This window comes from Gemmatimonadota bacterium, assembly GCA_026387915.1.
GTDB lineage: Bacteria > Gemmatimonadota > Gemmatimonadetes > Gemmatimonadales > Gemmatimonadaceae > Fen-1231.
On sequence record JAPLKS010000014.1, the window covers coordinates 202,939 to 220,713 of the forward strand.

19 protein-coding genes are annotated in these 17,775 nt (G+C 64.6%); 14 read left to right on the forward strand and 5 right to left on the reverse strand.

Features of this window, described 5'->3' with window-relative positions; genetic code table 11:
- Positions 1-57: 57 nt before the first annotated feature.
- From NTZ43_09090 to NTZ43_09105, 4 genes are all read right to left on the reverse strand, one after another.
- The gene (locus NTZ43_09090; GenBank protein ID MCX5767361.1) at positions 58-984 is read right to left on the reverse strand and encodes a hypothetical protein; all 927 of its coding nucleotides are present in this window, start codon (positions 982-984) and stop codon (positions 58-60) included.
- A 10-nt stretch (positions 985-994) separates the two neighbouring features.
- On the reverse strand, positions 995-2,506 hold the full coding sequence (locus NTZ43_09095; protein MCX5767362.1) for a sodium:solute symporter: 1,512 nt from the start codon (positions 2,504-2,506) through the stop codon (positions 995-997).
- The gene (gene nagB / locus NTZ43_09100; GenBank protein MCX5767363.1) at positions 2,499-4,352 is read right to left on the reverse strand and encodes a glucosamine-6-phosphate deaminase; all 1,854 of its coding nucleotides are present in this window, start codon (positions 4,350-4,352) and stop codon (positions 2,499-2,501) included. Before nagB ends, NTZ43_09095 begins: the two co-directional genes overlap by 8 nt.
- 112 nt (positions 4,353-4,464) lie before the next feature.
- The gene (locus tag NTZ43_09105; protein MCX5767364.1) at positions 4,465-4,821 is read right to left on the reverse strand and encodes an iron-sulfur cluster assembly accessory protein; all 357 of its coding nucleotides are present in this window, start codon (positions 4,819-4,821) and stop codon (positions 4,465-4,467) included.
- Positions 4,822-4,882: 61 nt separating this feature from the next.
- On the opposite strand from NTZ43_09105, the gene NTZ43_09110 reads away from it, so the two are divergent.
- Positions 4,883-5,461 (forward strand): hypothetical protein, encoded by a 579-nt coding sequence (locus NTZ43_09110; protein MCX5767365.1) that lies wholly within the window; start codon positions 4,883-4,885, stop codon positions 5,459-5,461.
- A 63-nt stretch (positions 5,462-5,524) separates the two neighbouring features.
- Here the strand turns inward: NTZ43_09110 and NTZ43_09115 are convergent, their stop codons facing one another.
- Positions 5,525-8,632, reverse strand: a complete 3,108-nt coding sequence (locus NTZ43_09115; protein ID MCX5767366.1) for a serine hydrolase — start codon at positions 8,630-8,632, stop codon at positions 5,525-5,527.
- Between the two features lie 21 nt (positions 8,633-8,653).
- On the opposite strand from NTZ43_09115, the gene NTZ43_09120 reads away from it, so the two are divergent.
- The 13 genes from NTZ43_09120 to NTZ43_09180 all read left to right on the forward strand — a co-directional run bounded on the left by NTZ43_09120 (position 8,654) and on the right by NTZ43_09180 (position 17,772).
- Positions 8,654-9,940, forward strand: coding sequence for a DUF1343 domain-containing protein (locus tag NTZ43_09120; GenBank protein ID MCX5767367.1), 1,287 nt, complete (start codon positions 8,654-8,656; stop codon positions 9,938-9,940).
- Between the two features lie 139 nt (positions 9,941-10,079).
- Complete coding sequence (locus tag NTZ43_09125; GenBank protein MCX5767368.1) at positions 10,080-10,706, forward strand: CDP-alcohol phosphatidyltransferase family protein; 627 nt, start codon at positions 10,080-10,082, stop codon at positions 10,704-10,706.
- Between the two features lie 242 nt (positions 10,707-10,948).
- Entirely contained in the window at positions 10,949-11,395 is a 447-nt protein-coding gene (locus NTZ43_09130) for a hypothetical protein (GenBank protein ID MCX5767369.1), read from the forward strand.
- A complete protein-coding gene (locus NTZ43_09135; protein MCX5767370.1) occupies positions 11,392-11,703 on the forward strand; it encodes a hypothetical protein in 312 nt (103 codons plus the stop codon). The genes NTZ43_09130 and NTZ43_09135 overlap by 4 nt, the downstream gene beginning before the upstream one ends.
- A gap of 4 nt (positions 11,704-11,707) precedes the next feature.
- Entirely contained in the window at positions 11,708-12,004 is a 297-nt protein-coding gene (locus NTZ43_09140) for a hypothetical protein (GenBank protein ID MCX5767371.1), read from the forward strand.
- Between the two features lie 11 nt (positions 12,005-12,015).
- Positions 12,016-13,353, forward strand: coding sequence for a dihydrolipoamide acetyltransferase family protein (locus tag NTZ43_09145; protein MCX5767372.1), 1,338 nt, complete (start codon positions 12,016-12,018; stop codon positions 13,351-13,353).
- A 27-nt stretch (positions 13,354-13,380) separates the two neighbouring features.
- On the forward strand, positions 13,381-13,641 hold the full coding sequence (locus NTZ43_09150; GenBank protein ID MCX5767373.1) for a hypothetical protein: 261 nt from the start codon (positions 13,381-13,383) through the stop codon (positions 13,639-13,641).
- A complete protein-coding gene (locus tag NTZ43_09155) occupies positions 13,641-13,907 on the forward strand; it encodes a hypothetical protein (protein ID MCX5767374.1) in 267 nt (88 codons plus the stop codon). The genes NTZ43_09150 and NTZ43_09155 overlap by 1 nt, the downstream gene beginning before the upstream one ends.
- Entirely contained in the window at positions 13,904-14,797 is an 894-nt protein-coding gene (locus NTZ43_09160; protein MCX5767375.1) for a PHP domain-containing protein, read from the forward strand. The genes NTZ43_09155 and NTZ43_09160 overlap by 4 nt, the downstream gene beginning before the upstream one ends.
- Positions 14,794-15,534 (forward strand): SDR family oxidoreductase, encoded by a 741-nt coding sequence (locus NTZ43_09165; GenBank protein MCX5767376.1) that lies wholly within the window; start codon positions 14,794-14,796, stop codon positions 15,532-15,534. Before NTZ43_09160 ends, NTZ43_09165 begins: the two co-directional genes overlap by 4 nt.
- 146 nt (positions 15,535-15,680) lie before the next feature.
- Positions 15,681-16,664 (forward strand): FAD-dependent oxidoreductase, encoded by a 984-nt coding sequence (locus tag NTZ43_09170; protein ID MCX5767377.1) that lies wholly within the window; start codon positions 15,681-15,683, stop codon positions 16,662-16,664.
- A gap of 14 nt (positions 16,665-16,678) precedes the next feature.
- On the forward strand, positions 16,679-17,305 hold the full coding sequence (locus NTZ43_09175; GenBank protein MCX5767378.1) for an MBL fold metallo-hydrolase: 627 nt from the start codon (positions 16,679-16,681) through the stop codon (positions 17,303-17,305).
- Positions 17,302-17,772: a DUF4149 domain-containing protein gene (locus NTZ43_09180; protein MCX5767379.1), complete on the forward strand. Its 471-nt coding sequence runs from the start codon at positions 17,302-17,304 to the stop codon at positions 17,770-17,772. The genes NTZ43_09175 and NTZ43_09180 overlap by 4 nt, the downstream gene beginning before the upstream one ends.
- The last annotated feature ends 3 nt before the right edge of the window (positions 17,773-17,775 follow it).

A 17,775-nucleotide genomic window follows, 5' to 3' on the forward strand; every position in this document is an offset into this window, starting at 1 on the left:
GAGAAACGAGCGGTTGGTGCACGCGACATGTCGCGCGCACCAACCGCTTCTCGCTGCTTAGGCGCGGGCCAGCATTGCCAGCGCGTCGCGCACGGCGCCACGCACGGGGACCACGTCATCGGCGCGGAGCTGGGTGCCTGGCACGGCGGACTTGAGTCGCAGCTCCACCAGTTTGCGGAGGTAGCTGCCGCGGCGCATCAGGCCGCCCGCGAGCGCCACTGGGGTCGCGGCGCGCTCGTCCACAAACAGTTGGCGTGACAGCGTGCGGATGTGCAGCACGAGTTCCTCAGCGGCGAGTGCGCACAGCGAGTTCGCGCGCAGATCGCCGTTCGCGGCACACTGCATCACCGGAGCCGTGAGCGTCGCCAAATCGGCTGGCGTCGCTTTCGCAGCCCACGCCACGAGTTCGTCGGGCTGCTCGAACTGTAAATGCGTCAGGATCACGCCGAGGAGCGCGGTACTCGGCTCGCGCTCATCGGACGCACCGGTGACCACGCTCAGCGCGCGTCGCCCAATCCATGACCCGCTGCCTTCATCGCCGCAAACAGGCCCCCAGCCGCCACAGCGGGCCATCTTGCCCCCCGGTGCGCGTCCATAGGCCACGGATCCCGTGCCAGCGATCAGCAGGATGCCAGAGTCGTCGCCAAAGGCGTCGGCAAAGGCAATCATTGCATCGGGGAGGACCACGAGGTCTTCGGCCAGATTCCGGCGCGTCATTTCCGCCAGAAAGGCGGAATACTCGGCGTCGCGGCCTACGCCGGCCACACCAATGCAGAGTGCAGCAGGCGTTTCATCAGACTTGCCCGCCTGATCCAGTGCCGCCACGATCAATTCTTCGATGACGTCGGCTGACTGCTCGGCGCCGCCGGGGCGTACGGCGCTAGCCGAACCCGTGATCGAGGCGAGCTCCACACCGGCATTATCCGCGACAACCACCGTGGTCTTGGTGCCGCCGCCATCCACTCCAATTACAAATGAACTCATAGTCGGAAAACTAGCGGGTGGGAGACGGTGGGGAAGCGTGCGTGAGCGACGAGAGTGAACCCGTGGTCATCGTGATCGTGAGGCCGATGAGCACATACCAGGGCCACGCCACATTGGCGAAGGGGCCAAGCAGCGACGCAAACGACGGGTATGAGGCCACGAGCGGTTTGGCAAAGACGATGCCGGCCATGGTCAGAATGCCCACGGACATCCCTAGGATCACGTCGCGTTGGTTGGCGCGACGATTGGCCATACCGAGGAAGAACGCGCCCAAGAGCGCACCCTGCGTGAAGGACGCAATGGAGAGCGCGATCACCACCACTGGTGTGCGTCCCTCGGGAAAGAGCAGCGCGCCCACCGTCAGCACCACACCCCAGCCAAGGGCAAACCACCGACCCATGCGGAAGGTGCGGGCTTCGTCGGCGCCGTGGCCGGTGAGCGGCAGGTAAATGTCGTGCGTCGTCGTGGCGGCCAGCGAGTTGATGGCGCCAGAGTGGGTGCTCATAGTGGCGGCGAGAATCGACGCCACCAGTAAGCCCACCAGGCCATGCGGCATGCGTTGGAAAATAAACGTCGGGAAAATCGTATCCGGCGAGTTGAACTGCGCGCCGTTGAAGTACGTCCAGAGCCCAATGCCGACGGTGAGGAACAACGTCATCAGCACGAGCACGGCAATGCCGCTCCCGATGATCGCGCGTTGGGCGTCCTTAAGTGACCGAGCGGACAGCATCCGTTGCACGATCGTCTGATCCGCTCCGTGCGAGGCCATCGTCAAGAACGCACCGCCGATGACGCCAGCCCAAATCGTGTGCGGGCGATCGAGGCCCAAGTAAAAATCGAACACCCGGAGTTTGTCGGCCGCGCGAGCCCCGTCAAGAATCGTCGTCCAGCCACCGTCCACCGACTGTCCGAGCAGGACGATTGCCGAGATGCCGCCCGTGGCGTAGACGCCAGCTTGGAGCAACTCCGTCCAGACCACCGCGCGCATGCCGCCGCGATATGTGTACACGATCGTGAGAATGCCGAGTAAAAGAATGGCCGCGGGCATCACCCATTGCTTGGGCATGGAGGGGCCGATGATCAGCGCAATGGGAATGGCCGACGCAAAGACGCGCACGGAGTCGGCCATCGCACGCGTGGCCATAAACACGATCGAGGTGAATCGGCGCGCGCCGAGCCCGAAGCGTGTTTCGAGGAGTGCGTATGCGGTGACCAACTCACCTTGGAAGTAGCGGGGCAGCAATACGTACGCCACCACGAACCGGCCGATGATGTAGCCGAGGCACACCTGCAGAAATCCGAAGTTTCCGACAAACGCGAGTCCGGGGACGGAGATGAAGGTGAGGGCGCTCGTTTCGGCCGCGACAATAGAGAACATCACCGCCCACCAGGGCAGGGAGCGGTTCGCGACGAAATAGTCGCGTGAGTTCTGCTGGTTGCGTCCGAGCCAGGTACCGAGCGCGACCGTGCCGCCCAGGTACACGACAATGACGACGATATCGAGCACTCCGAGTCTACTCAACGACGTACGCCTCCATCGCGAAGTACTCGGCCAGTCCTAGGCGGTCGAGCATCGCGGCTGTGTCCTTGTTGCGCGTTTCGACGCGCTGCCAGAATTCGCGGTCGTCGTGCCCCGGGAACGGAGCGGAATCCTTCTGTGACTGGTGCTTGAAAATCGCTTGGATCTTCAGGCGCAGTTCCTCTTGCGCCATCGGTACGAGCCAGGTGGCGTCCGTGACGGGCCATTCCTGCCAGGCACCGCGATACAGCCACACTTCAGGACGCCCCGGTGCCTTGGCCGTGGGCCAGAGCTGCGCACGCGCTTCGTCGATGGCTTCCTTGCACATGCGGTGCGTGCCGTGCGGATCGGACAAGTCGCCGGCCACAAAAATCAGCTCCGGCTTCTTTTCCTCGAGCAGGGCACGTACGATCGCCACATCAGCCGGGCCGATCGGATCCTTCTTCACTTTGCCCGTTTGGTAGAACGGCAGATTGAGGAAACGCGCGGACTTGGCGTGCAGCCCCGACGTTTCAATGCCGCTCACCGCTTCCGCTTCGCGAATGATGCGCTTGAGATCTTGAATATCGGAGATGTCGACGTCGCCCGGTTTTTTCGAGGCAAGGAAGGCGCGCGCGCGCTCGGCGAACCCGCTCACCTTTGCCGCGTCAATGCTCCCGCTGGCGGCCAACCGTTCGAGGACGTCAATGTAGCGGCGCACGTCGTGGTCGAACACGGCGATGTTGCCGCTCGTCATGTACGCGACGGTGATGTCGTTGTCGTTGAGTGCGAGCTTGTGCAAGATGCCGCCCATCGAGATGACGTCGTCGTCCGGATGCGGCGAGAACACAATGATGCGCTTGCCGCGGGGCAACTTGGACCGGCCACGGATTTTGGCGCCGAGGATGTTGAACACTTCGCCGTTCGCCGCGCCCGGCGATCCGCGTTGTGCAACAAGCGACGAGAGATGGTGCTCGGCGTAGTCTTGCTGTGTCAGCTTGAGAATGGCGGTGCCCGTGGTGAGCGAGAGCCACACGACCGCGCGCAGGGTGAGCTCCGGCGTCCACGCCACTTCGTCCAGCACCCACGGCGTGGCGATGCGCGTGAGGTCCGCGGCAGCCGCCCCGTCCACATAGAACGTGGTGTTGGGGTGACGCTGCAAAAATGTGGCGGCGACTTCCACGCTGATGTCGCCTTCCACTGCGCGGCGCACGATGCGCGACTTGTGTTCGCCGGTGGCGAGAATCGCAATCTCGCGCGCCTCGAGAATGGTCGCGACGCCCATCGTAATCGCTTCCTTGGGGACAAACTCCTCGCCAAAGAAATCCGCGGCCGCGTCGCGGCGCGTGACGTTATCGAGGTGAATGAGGCGCGTGCGGCTCCCGGCACCAGACCCCGGTTCGTTAAAACCGATGTGTCCCGTTTTTCCGATGCCGAGGAGCTGAAAATCGATACCACCCAAATCGCGAATGGCCTGCTCGTACGCGGCACAGGTCCGCTCCACATCGGCCCGCGGCGTCATCCCGCTCGGGATGTGGACGTTCTTGGGATCGATGTCCACCTGGGAAAAGAGATTCTCCCACATGAAGCGGTGATACGAGTGGATGCTCTCGGGCGGCATCGGCCAGTATTCGTCGAGATTGAACGTCACGACGTTCCGAAAGCTCAGCCCCTGCTCCCGGTGCATGCGAATGAGTTCGCGATACACGCCGATCGGTGTCGATCCGGTCGCGAGCCCGAGGACGACGGGGCGGTTCGAGCCCTCGCGTTCACGGATGAGCGTGGCGATCCGTTCCGCCACCACGCGAGCGAGGTCGTTGTGCGCGTCCACCGCGACCGTGGTGATTTTTTCGAGTGCGCTAGAAGACATATGGGGGATTGTGAAACGGCCCGCGATCCCCTTGGGAATCGCGGGCCTCGTTCGATGACGTCACCGGGACGAGCGCGGCATCAAGCGCAGCGGCCCGCGGTGGAACGCAGTCTCAGGCGTTGAACGAGCTACCGCAACCGCAACCACCGGTGGCGTTGGGGTTCTTGAACGTGAAGCCTGAGCCTTGCATGGAGGTCACGTAGTCAATCGTGACGCCGCCCAGGTACTGCATCGAGAACGGATCGACGAAGAGACGGAAGCCGTTGAGCAAGACGATGGCGTCGTCCTCAGCGGGTTTGTCTTCGATGAGCAGGCTGTACTTGAAGCCGGAGCAACCGCCCGGCTGCACGGCGACGCGCAGGCCACCAACATCCGGCGACACGTTTTCTGCCGCCATGAACTTCTGAACCTCGACACCCGCCGCATCGGTCATCACGACGGCGACTTCGGGCTGATTAATTGTGCTCACGGGAATCTCCTTAAGACGGGGGTGCCAGCACGACGCCGCACCACGACATAAATATAGGGCAATGGGGAACCCCTCTCAAGGATACCGCACCATCAGGCGCTGGGCGCGGGAGTTGGTACCGGCGCTCGGGCTTGCCGGCCTCCTCTTCGGAAGCGCCGCGGTGGCCTGGAAGCTGCTCACGCGGCCCGCGCCCAAGGCGGCGCCCATTGTGGTGGACGTCGACCGAAACGCTCGGCCCTACCTCTCAGTGGCCGCGGCCGCGGTGGATTTGGAGCTTATTGCCCCTGACGGGCGCCGCGCCGTCACCGCCAGTTCACTTGAGCTTGCCAGCCGGGTGCCCCTCTCAGATGCTGGGGTGGACTGCGGCGGGTATGGTCGCGAAAAGGAATCGGAATCGGCCTGCACGGCGAGCATCGTCGTCCATGAGCCCATGCACGGCACCTGGCGTGTTATCGTGACCTCAACCGACTCAACCCGAGGCGAAACACTGAATATCGGGTTTGGCGGCCAAGGGTTTCGACGCTCTGGTGGCTTTCCCGTTCGACTCATGGTCGACGCGCACCAGTCGGTGGAGTTCACCATTGGCGTGATGCCGGAAGGCGTCAGCCAAACCTCGCGCGTGAACCCCAAGGCCCGCTAACTCGCTGGCCGACGGGACGAAGTTGCCAGTCGTCGGCAACCGCGTCCCGTCCCCGGTCCGTGCCTACTTCGCTGGCTGCGGCGGGCGGGTAGCCCCAGTGCCAAGCCGCATCACGAGATCGGCCACCGCCTGCCGTACGCCGCCGATTTTCGTGTTGGCGCGCGTCGGGTTCACGCGGTTGGTGAGCAGCAGCACAAACAAATCGTTGGCGGGGTCCACCCAGAGCGAGCCGCCCGTGAACCCCGTGTGGCCAAACGCGGGGCGCTGCATCAGATGGCCAGCGGAGTTGGTGCCATTCGGCGTTTCCCAGAGCAGGGCACGGGCCGAGAAGGTGGAATCCGCCACTGTCGTGAACCGTCGCACCGTGGCATCACTCGCAATGCGCGCCGCGCCGAGCTGCCCGCCGTTGAGGTACATCTGTGCATAGCGCGTCATGTCGTGCGCCGTGCTGAACAGTCCGGCGTGCGAGGACACGCCGCCAAGCGCAAAGGCGTTTTCGTCGTGCACTTCGCCGCGCAGATGGCGCTGACGCCACGGATCAATTTCCGTTGGCGCAATACGTGCCAAGAGCGACGCCGGCGGATTGAATCGCGTGTCGGTCATGCCGAGCGGGCCAAAGACATGCTCCGCCGCATAGGCGTCAATGCGCTGGCCCGTGATGCGCCGCAGAATCTCACCCAGCAGAATCGCATTGAGATCTGAGTAGACCATCCGCACACCAGGCAGGGTGTCGAGCGCGGTGGCATAGACGAGCGCCATCGCCGAATCTGGTGAGTTCGCTTCCTTGTACAGCGGGCGCCATGCTGGCAACCCAGAACTGTGCGTGAGGAGATGGCGAATCAGCACGAGTTCTTTGTTGCGCCCTGTCCACTCGGGGAGATACCGCTGCACGGGAGCCGTCGGATCGATTTTTCCGGATTCCACCAACTGCATCACCGACGGCGCGAGCGCGGTCACCTTGGTGAGCGAGGCCATGTCCCACAGCGTGTTCGCGTCTGGGCGTGGCGAGTTCTTCCCGTCGAGATGCCCGGCGCCATACTCGGCGAGCACGCGGTCTTTGCGACCCACCACCACGTATGCGCCAGGGAAGGCGCTGTCAGCCACGGCGCGGTCGAGCAGGGCGCGCAACGAATCGCTGAGCAGTTTCGGTAGCGTGTCCACCGCGATCACCTCGTGTCCGGAATCATTGCCGCTTGCAAAGGGGCGGGGGAGTCCGTCGCCGCGCGCAAAATATCCCGGAAGTGAAATCGGGGCGCGTCCGCCGATGGGCGCGCGGCCGGTGATGGCGAGCGCGGCGGCCCGTTCGAGTGCGGGGCCGCGACCGTACGTGACGAGATAACTCCCCACATGTGGGAACTCGCGGATCACATACGGATTGCCATGCGCGGCCACGATGACGGGGCGCGTCGCGGCCACACCGTCGAGCCAGCGCGCAATGTGTTCGGCGACGGCAAAGTGGCCCTCCCCTTCGATGGTGCGAACGTGCGTGCTGAGGATAATCCGCTCGCGGGGGCGCAGCAGCGAATCGAGCGCAGCGTGCGTCCAGCGCGGCGAAATGCGCACCGCGCGCGCGCGCGGCAGGCTCTCGCGAATCGTGCTGGCGAATGTGCGGCCGGCTTCCACGTCGGCTTCGGACGTGTAGGTGAGCACAAGCGTGGGGCTGTCGTCGTGCAGCGGCACGAGGGCGCGTTCGTCACGCAGAAGCGTGATGGCTTCGCCCGCGATGCGTTCCGCCAGCGCGCGGTGTGGAGCGGCGCCGACAATCTCGCGCAGCGAGTCGAGCGCGACGATCGGGTGCTGCACGGCCCCCGTGCGGAGTTTGAGTTCTAGGAGCCGGCGCACGGATGCATCAATGCGCGCGGGTGTAATTTCTCCCGCTTCGACGGCCGCGACGACGGCGTTGATCGCGCGCTGCGTGTCCGTGGGCTTGAGCAACACGTCGGCACCGGCGAGCACCGCGAGTACCGTGCTCCGCTCGACGGTGTACCCCTTGCCGACGCCCTCCATGGAGAGTGCGTCGGTCACGGTGAGGCCGCTAAACCCAAGCGAGTCGCGGAGCAGCGCCGTCACGATCGCTGGGGCGAGCGTGGCAGGAACGCTGTCGTGCTGCACTGCGGGAAGCGCGATGTGCGCCGTCATAATTCCCGTGATACCGGCCGCAATCACCGCGCGGAAGGGCACCAACTCGGTGGTGTTCAGATGCGCGCGGTCGCCGCGCACCACGGGCAGGGCGTTATGCGAGTCGGTATCGGTGTCGCCGTGGCCAGGAAAATGTTTGGCCGTGGCGGCAACGCCTTCACCCTGCACGCCGCGCACGAACGCCGCCGAGAAGCGCGCCACCTGATCAGGGTCTTCGCCAAACGACCGGGTGTTGATCACGGGGTTGGCGGGATTGTTATTCACGTCCACCACCGGCGCATACGCCATGTGAATGCCAACCGCGCGCGATTCACGACCAGTAATGATGCCGGCGAGTTCCGCGTTTGATTCTTTGCCCGTGGCGGCGATCGCCATTTCACTTGGCAGAATCGTCGCGCTCCCGGCGCCGTACGTATTGGGTGCGAAGACGCCTCCCTCGAGCCGTCCAAGTCCGGGCTCGACGTCGGACGTCACCAACAGCGGCACGCGGGCGAGTTTCTGCAGGTCGTTCACCTTCGCGGCGACTTCAATCGGCGAGCCGAGCGACATCACAAGTCCACCGACGCCGTCCTCTTGCACCCAGCGGCGCACTTCTTCGTACGCGGGGTCGGTGGTGCTGGTGTAGTCGCCCAGCAGCCAGACGGTGACCATTTGCGCCACGCGTTCGCGCAACGAGAGACTCAACAGCGTTTGGTCGATCCATCGCCGTGCGGCGTCGTTGAGCGGAGCGGTGAGCGTCGGTTCAAAATCCGGCGCGGCGAGCGCGCGCCGCCGACGTGCGGTGCCGCTCGTGGAGGCGTCGGTTGCTGCGGCAATCGCCGTTGAGGCACCCGCGCTCGCCGGTACGGCGGCGGCCGGCGGAGTGGCGACGCCGGATGCCGCCGCGGCGCTGGGCTCCCGCGGGGCGGGTGCCGGTGTGACCTTTGACGGAGCGGGAACCGGAATGCGTCGCACCGGCTGCGGGCTTCGCGCAGCACACGACGCGACAACGGGGAGCGCGCAGCAGAGAATCGCACGGCGAAACATGGGCATCGTCACAAAGGATGGCGGGTGATGAATCGAACAGTGGCACTGGCGCTAGCCACCTTAATCTGCACACTGGGAGCCGAGGCACAATCGCGCGGCGATACTCGGCGGCCTGAGCGCGTCCGTCCGGGCATCACGGTGCTCCTCGACGAACAGATCGGACTGGTGCAGAATCGCCGTGTGGCGCTCCTGACCAACCAGACGGGAATCGACGAGCACGGGACGTCCGACATTGACCTCCTCATGCAGGATGTCCGTGCCCGCAAAGCGCGCGTGCAGCTCGTTGCGCTCTTTGCCCCGGAGCACGGCGTGCGCGGGACAGAAGACCACCCCGACGTCGACGACGAAAAGGATGCGCGGAGCGGCCTCGTCGTGCACTCCCTGTATAAGATGGGGACGATCGCACCGCCGGACTCCTTGCTTCGCGGCGTGGACGTGCTCGTGGTGGACCTACAAGACAGCGGGACGAGAACCTGGACGTATATCGGCGTCATGCTCTATGCCGTCCGCGCCGGCGCGCGGCTGCACATTCCCGTGGTAGTCCTCGACCGTCCAAACCCCATCACGGGGACGCGGCTTGAGGGGCCAATGCTCGACAGTGCCCTCGCCGACGATGCCGATCCGGTCCCCGGACGTAGAGGGAAGGCGCACGCCATCTACCCCCTGCCGCTGCGACACGGCATGACGATGGGGGAGCTCGCGTTGCTCTTCAATGGCGAACTTTCGCTGCAGGCCGACCTTCACGTCGTGCCGGTGCGCGGTTGGAAGCGCGCGCAGTGGTTCGACGAAACGAAGCTCCCCTGGGTTCGCCCCTCGCCCAACCTGCCGTCGCTCAAGAGCATGTTGATGTTCCCAGGTACGGTGATGTTTGAGGCCACCAACCTTTCCGTAGGCCGAGGCACGGGCGAGCCGTTTCAGCGCGTGGGTGCGCCTTGGCTTAAGAGCCGCGAGGTCGTGGATTTGTTGCGCGAACGGTTGCTCCCGGGGGTGAAGTTCGAAGCGGAGCGATTCACCCCCAACAATCCCACCGATCACAAACACTCGGGCGTGACCGTGCCCGGTGTGCGCATCATTGTCACCGATCGCGACGCCGTGAGCCCAACCAGAGTGGGGGCGGCGCTCTTGTGGGCGATTGCCAAAACGTCTGGCGACTCCCTGACCCTGCGGCAGCCGCGATTTGACGAACTCTTTGGCTCCACAGCAGCGCGCGAGGCAATCCTCCGCGGCGATGACCCGGATAGCGTGCTCGATCAGCAACTGCCGCTGGTGCTGGCGTGGCGCGATCGGATGCGTCGGTATCAACTCTATCGCTAATCCGTCCGGTTACCGCGCAGACGCGGGTGGCACGTACCTTTGACGGGGCCATTGTTCACGGGCATCGGCCTCGTATTATGTTACACCACAAGCAGTTAGGCCGTATTGGCCTCGTGCTGATCCCGCACCCATTGCCGCAATGCTGACCCTCTGGAGAGCGATTACCGCTGGCTATCTGCGGCTAATAGAACCACTGGCCGACGCGCTGGTGCGGCGGCGAGTAAACCCGAACACCATCACCACGCTCGGCACCCTCTGCATGGTGGTTTCGGGCGCCCTCTACGCGACGGCGCATATCCACCTCGCGGGATGGGTGCTGGGTCTCACCGCGTTTTTTGATGTGCTCGACGGGACTGTCGCCCGCCGTACGGGGCAGGCGACCGATTTCGGCGCTTTTTACGATTCCACCTTGGATCGCATTGCGGACGGGGCGGTCCTTGGCGGTCTCACGCTGTTTTGGTCTACGAACGGCCCCTATCACAGCGTGCCGATGGTCGCCGTCAGCCTTGCGGCGCTGATCGGGACCTTTCTTACGTCCTACACGCGTTCGCGTGCCGAGCTCATTGGCGTGGATGCCAAAGTCGGCTGGATGCAGCGCCCCGAGCGGGTGGTGCTGCTCTCGGCGCCCCAGGCGTTTTTTGGCCTCGCGCTCGGCGGGTGGGTGTTGGGCGGCGTCGTGACGCTCCTTGCGGTGACGGCGTGGATTACCGCGATTCAGCGCATGCTGTTCGTACGAGATGCCACGCGGTCGCGGCTGCCGCACTAGCGCCGCAGCAGTGGGGTGGAGTGCTCTCCGCACCTGGGTGGCGGGGCGAACTGAAAGATTTTTGTGCGCTGAGGTGTGAAGGGCATTCAAGAGTCGTTAAGCTTCTATTACAAATCGCTGATGGCCGCTGCGGGGCTCCAATCCGAGCACAATCTTTTTGTGCAGATGACGACACGAGTGCATGCCCGTCGTCACGTGCTGGGAGCGGCGCAGAGTACCCACTTCGGCCTGGAGTTCTGACCATGACCCTCTCGCTTCGTTTTTGCTGGATGCCGTTGGCAGCCGCTCTCGTGTTGGGCGGCTGCGGCCCGTCGCAGCCGGTCACCGACCAGCGCGGGTGGACCGACGACTTCGATATTCGCATTCACGCCGACGTCATCCCGCCGTTCGCCGAAGAACCGACGCACTACACCGTCACGGTGCGTGACAAAAAGACGCGGCAGCCGATCGTGAGCGGGCAGGGGCGCATTTTTGCGACGAATGCCGACCGTCACTCGATTTACGACGGGTTTGTCTACGGCCCCGAGGTGGGGACGTATCATGCGACTCTCACGTTTCTCACAGCAGGTGAGTGGGCGATGGGAGTCCAGTTTCGCGCTGATTCGACGCAGCCGTTGCAGCGGACGCTCGATTGGCGACAGCTCATCCGTCCGGGGCAGGAACCCGGCGCTACCGAGAAAAAACCGTGAAGCACTTTCATCGCACCAGTGTGATGCCCGACGCCGTCTTGGCCGACGCCGACATTTTCTTTCCGATGATCGGGTTGCGCAAAACGCAGTCCGCCGCGCGGAGTCGGACCTTTGAAGGCGTGGTCGGCGCGCCCGAGGAAGTCCACACGCTGACGCTGACCGTCAAGATGGAAGGTGGGCACTACACCTTCGTCGAAGCACACACCTCGGCACAGGGTGAGAGTCGGCTCGACCGCAATGTGAAGAAGTTCTTTGTCCGCCTGCACCGGCAGGTGGACGCTCGGCACGCTTCCACCGCCGCGTACTAGGCGAATGACCGGTCCGGAGAGTGCCGCTGACGGACAAGCGGAGGCGCCCCGCGCCCCGCTCGCGCGTCGCGTGTTCGTGGGGTGCTTTACCGCCTGGCTCGGTCTCTTCAGTGGGGCGATGGTCTTCGCGTTCCTGTCGAAGATGGTCGCCTACCTGACGCATACGCAGGCCTGCTCGGGCGTTCCGGCGTGCAACTGGTACATTTATGCGATGGTCGGCGGTGCCTTGGGCGCCGTGAGTCTCCCGGTGCTCGTGATCCGGGCGATGTCGAAACCGGCTAAACGCCCGCAATCAGACTAGAGGAACGATCGGTGGCTCGCGTAGACGTGATTATGCCCCAGATGGGGGAGTCCATTGCCGAGGGGACGGTGTCCCGTTGGCTCAAGAAGGTCGGTGACGACGTCAAGCGCGACGAGCCGATTTTCGAAATCTCCACCGACAAGGTGGACGCTGAGATTCCGGCCCCCATCGCGGGTGTGCTGGCGGAGATCATCATCAAGGAAGGGACGACGGTCGGCATCAACACCGTCGTGGCCCGAATTGAAACAGAAAAAGGTGCTGCGCTCACCGCGTCGGTTGCCGCGCCCGCACCAGTGGCCGCAGTGGCAGCAGTTGCCGCGCCCGTCGCGAGTTCGGCGGCGAGCGTCTCCGCGGCCGCGCCGCGCACACCGGCGGCTCCGAGTGCACCGAATGGCAGCTTCGAGGAACGCGTGCGCACCAAGAGTTCGCCGCTCGTGCGTCGCATTGCCGCCGACAAGGGCATCGCGATTGCCGCGCTCACCGGAACAGGGATCGCCGGACGCGTGACCAAGCGTGACCTCGAGCACTTCATCGAGAGCGGCGCGCCAATGCCAATGGTTGCGCAGGCCGGCATGATCAGCGGCGCGCACGCCGTGCCCGCCATGGATCTGTCCGCGTCGCCAGTGGCAACGGCTTGGCCGGGCGACGTGGTGGAGCCGATGTCCAAGATGCGCCGTCTGACTTCTGACCACATGGCGCAGGCGCGCCGCGTGGCGGCGCATGTGACGACCTTCTTTGAGTTCGACTTCACGCGTGTCGCCCGTGTGCGCACGGCGTTGCGCGGCGATTTTGAAGCGCAGAACGGGCAGAAGCTCACGTATCTCCCGTTCATCATTCAGGCGACGGTGCAGGTCCTCAAGCGTCATCCGTTGATGAACGCCGCGGTCAACGGAACCGAGATCATTCACCGGAAGCGCTACAACATCGGTCTCGCCGTGGCGCTCGAGCCGTCGGGTCTCATTGTGCCAGTCATCAAGCACGCCGAGGATCTTTCGTTGAGCGGACTCGCGAAGGCCGCTGGCGACCTCGCGTCACGCGCGCGTTCCAAAAAGCTCGGCCCGGCCGACGCTCAAGACGCCACGTTCACCATTACGAACCCAGGCACGTTCGGTTCGCTGACCGGCACACCGATTATTCCGGTGGGCACTACCGCGATCCTCTGCCTCGGCGCCATCGAAAAGCGGCCCAAGGTCATCACGGGTCCGGACGGGGAAGACACCATTGCGATTCGTACCTGCGCGTATGTCTCGCTCTCGTTCGATCACCGGGTGGTGGACGGCGCCGACGCAGATCGTTTTATGTCGGATCTCAAGCGCACGCTCGAAACGATTCCTGAGCGCGGCTGGTAGCCGCACACTGCCTCTAGTCCCGACGAGATGCCGCGCGCCCTCTCTCTGCAGCGATCGATCGTGCCGGCCGGCGAGCGGGCCAAGTATTTTGAAAAACTCAAGGTGCGTCAGGCGCACTATGAGCGGGCGCAGTGTCGCTTTTGGGTGTTTGAAGAAGCCGCGTTGAGCGGTGCCTTTATTGAGTTCACGGAGTCTGCCGACGCGCGCACACTGGCCGCGGCGCACGCTACCGCGCCGGATCGCGTCCTGGATCCCGCGCGCATTTACACTGAAGTGGAGTTCGGGTAATGCCGAGTCGCATGATTGAAATCGATGGTGCCCGCTGGCAGGTGTATCCGTCGGGCTACGTGACGCAGTACGACGGTGATGAGTTTGGGCTCATCTTCGTGACCGGGACTGGTGATGAACGCACGGTGCGTGTCACGCGGTACTCGCCACGCGGCGAGCGTGGGCGCGACGCGGCGCTCGCAGGGCTGAGCGACGCTGAAGTGCGCGCGCTGTTCGCGACCTCGCAGTCGAGTGAGCGGTCGCCCGAGGCCGGCTACGCATCGTGACCGACGGCCCCAGCGCTGAGGGCGTGTCGTATACGCGCGTGGCGCTGACCATCGCCGGCTCGATCGACCTGCACTCGCACACGACGGCATCCGACGGAGCGCGCACGCCGTCGGACTCTGTGACCAATGCCGCCGCGGCCGGACTGGCCGCGCTGGCGATTACCGATCACGACACCGTCGCCGGCGTGGCTGAAGCGCGCCTTATGGGTGACCAGCTCGGCGTCCGCATCATCGCCGGCGTGGAACTCAGCGTGTTTGAGGGCGATCGCGAAGTGCACTTGCTGGGGCTGCACCTTGACCGGCCCGCGCATATGGAAAATGCGTTGACCGAGGTGCGGCATGCACGTCGGGAGCGAGCGATTTCGATTGTCGCAAAGCTCAATGCGCTTGGCGTCCCCGTGACGGTGGAGGCCGTGCTCGCGGAAGCGGCCGGCGGTGCCATTGGCCGTCCCCACGTCGCGCGCGCCATCATTGCTGGCGGTTGGGTCAAGGATCAACGCGAGGCGTTTGATCGCTACCTCGGCGCCGGACGTCCAGCGAATGTCGAAAAATCGCGGCTCACCGTGGCAGACGGCGTACGACTCGTGCACGAAGCGGGCGGCATTTCGGTGTTCGCTCACCCGGGTGGCGATGGTCGACGCGAGCTAATTGAGTCGTTGGTCGCGCAGGGGCTCGACGGCATTGAGATTCGCCATCCGAGTCACGGCGGCGAGGACGTGCGCCGCCTGGCGGCGCTGACGCAGCACTTTGATCTCGTCCCCAGTGGCGGCTCGGACTGGCACGGGGCCGCGTCGGGCCCACGAGTCATTGGATGCCAGTGCGTGCCGAGTGAGTGGCTTGAGATTCAGGAAGCGCGCGTCGCGCAGCGTCGCGCGCAACGCACGGCGTGAGGTCCGACGCACTGCTCGGCCGCGTCGCGCTGGTGACGGGCGCGGGGCGCCGCGTGGGACGTGCGATCGCGCTGGCGCTTGGAGAGGCTGGCGCGCAGGTGGCGGTGCACCATCACGCCTCGTCTGATGGCGGCCGAGAGACCGTCGACGCCATCGTGGCCGCCGGCGGAACGGCCGTGGCGTTCGCCGCTGATTTGCTCGACCCCGCCGGGCCGGCACTCCTCGTGGCCGCGGTCGAGCAAGAGTTCGGCCGGATTGATCTCTTGGTCAACTCCGCCGCATCCATGCACCGAACGCCACTCGCCACGGTCACGCCCGCGCAGTGGGACGAAATATTCGCGCTCAATCTGCGCGCGCCATTTTTTATGGCGCTGGCCGCGTCGCGCGCGATGGGACTCGCCGGCGGTGTCATCGTCAATATCAGCGACCACATGGGTTTTGAGTCGTGGCCGCAGTTTGTGCCGCACGGGGTGGCGAAGGCCGCCGTGGCCGATATGACTCGCGCGCTTGCCGCAGCGCTGGCACCCCGCGTGCGCGTCAATGCCGTAGCGCCCGGTACCGTGCTCGCCCCTGAGGGGTGGCCGGCCGCCGAACAGGCAAAGGCGGCTGCTTCTACTCCGCTTCGGCGTCTTGGGACGCCGGAAGATGTTGCGCGGGCCGTGCTCTATCTGGCGACGGCCGAGTATGTGACGGGCGAGACCTTGTTCGTCGACGGCGGCCGACACGGCGCCCGATAGCGCCGCACCGTACGCAGTCTGCGGGTGCGACGGCGATACGCCGATCCACTTTCCGGACCATCTGCGATAATCACGAATTTCCTCGGACTCCTACACAACGGGGCGCCGACTAGCGAAATTGCAGAATCACACACAGGAACGAATGCGTGGCAACGTTTGACTACGACGTAGTAATCATTGGCGCCGGTCCCGCCGGACTGTGCGCCGGCATGTATGCGGGCCGCTCGATGCTCAAAGCCGCCGTGCTAGAGCAGGGGCTCCCGGGCGGTGAGCTGCTCAATACCGAAGTGATCGAAGATTACATCGGCTTCGAACACGTCCTTGGGAGCGAACTCGCCGAAAAATTTCATAGCCACGCGGTCAAATTCGGCGCCGATGTGCAGACGTTTGTGCGCGTCGAAAAATCCCGGAAGGTGGCCGATGGCACCTTCGAGACGCTCTGCGAGAGCGGCGATATCTACCGCTCGCCGACCGTGATCGTCACCGCGGGCGGTACGCCAGTCAAGCTGGATGTGCCGGGCGAGATCGAGTACGCGGGCAAGGGCGTGTCGTACTGCGCCATTTGCGACGGAGCCTTCTTCAAGGGGCACACGATCGTGGTGGTGGGCGGCGGCGACGCGGCCGTGGAAGAGGCGGACTTTCTCACGCGGTACGCGGCAAAGGTGTACCTCATTCATCGTCGGAGCGAGTTTCGCGCGTCGAAAATCGCGCAGCAGCGCGCCTTCGCAAACCCGAAAATCGAAGTCATTCGTGACACGGTCGTCGAGGAGATTCGCGGGGAAGGCGGACTCATGACGCACGTGGCGCTGCAGGATCGCGTCACGGGGGAGCGTCGCAACCTCGACGCGACCGGCATCTTTGTGTTCGTGGGTTTTCGTCCGAACACCGGCGTGATCGATGGCCACTTCGAACACGATGCGGCGGGCTACATCCTCACCGACACCTCTATGCAAACGTCGATCGCTGGGCTGTACGCCGCCGGTGATGTGCGTGTGCAGCTGACGCGGCAGGTCACCACCGCAGTTGGTGACGGCACAACGGCAGCGATCGCGGTGGAGAAGTATCTCACGGCGCGCAAAAACGGACATCCGGCGCCCGTGGCCGTCCCGTCACTCGTGCGCCACGACTAATGCAGGTGCACTGCATGACGGTCGGCCCGTTTCAGGAAAACACATATCTCGTCGTCGACGAACCATCGCGCGACGCGGTACTCATCGATCCCGGTGACGAGGGCGGGCGATTGGTGGCCGAGGTCGAGCGGGCGAAGGTGCAGTTGCGCGCGATTTGGGTCACGCACGGGCACCTCGATCATATTGGCGGCATCGCCGCCGTGAAGCGGGCGTGGAATGTCCCAGTGCTGATGCACCCACTTGATCGGCCGCTGTACGACATCGGCCACCAACAGGCGGCCACCTACGGCCTCCCGTTTGAACAGCCGGAGGCACCCGACGGCGAACTCGCGGAGGGCGATGCGCTCCAGCTTGGGGCGCTGCGGTTCAACGTGTGGCATGTGCCCGGGCACGCACCGGGGCATGTCGCGTTTATCGGGGAAGGCGCCGTGTTCGGCGGCGATTGTCTTTTTGCCGGTTCCATCGGCCGTTCCGATTTACCGCTCTCAAACCCCGCGGCGCTCGCGGCGTCGCTCGAGCGGCTCTCCACATTGCCGGCGGCGACGGTGGTCTACTCCGGACATGGTCACGTGACGACGATCGGCGCGGAACTCGAGTCTAACCCGTTCCTGAACGGTATCGCGCGGATTCCTCGGCAGTGACCACGAGCGCCAAGCGTCTGACCGCGGCCTTACTGCTGGCGGCCTGGATCGGTGCTGCGCTCATTACGGTGGCGGTGGTCGCACCAGGTGCTTTTGCGGTGTTGCCCTCGCGCACGATGGCGGGGCAGATGGTTGGCGCGGTGCTACCGGCCGTCTTTCTCTCTGGGATCGTGATTGGACTCGTCACCGTTGCGCTCATGGGCCTCGCCCGTGACCGTTACGTGCCCGCCATCACGGCCCTCTGCTCAGTGGCCGCGTGCAGCGTTGCACAGTTTTTGATCAACCCGAAGATTGCCCGACTTCGTGACGAAATCCACGGTCCCGTGGACGCCCTTTCCCCCGACGACGTGCGGCGTGTAGCCTTTGGGCTGCTTCACGGGTATAGCGTAGCGGGGCTCGGCGTCGCGATGCTGGCGTCCATGCTCTCGCTTGCTTTCATTCTGTATAGTCCGCGCCAGACGTCCTGACCG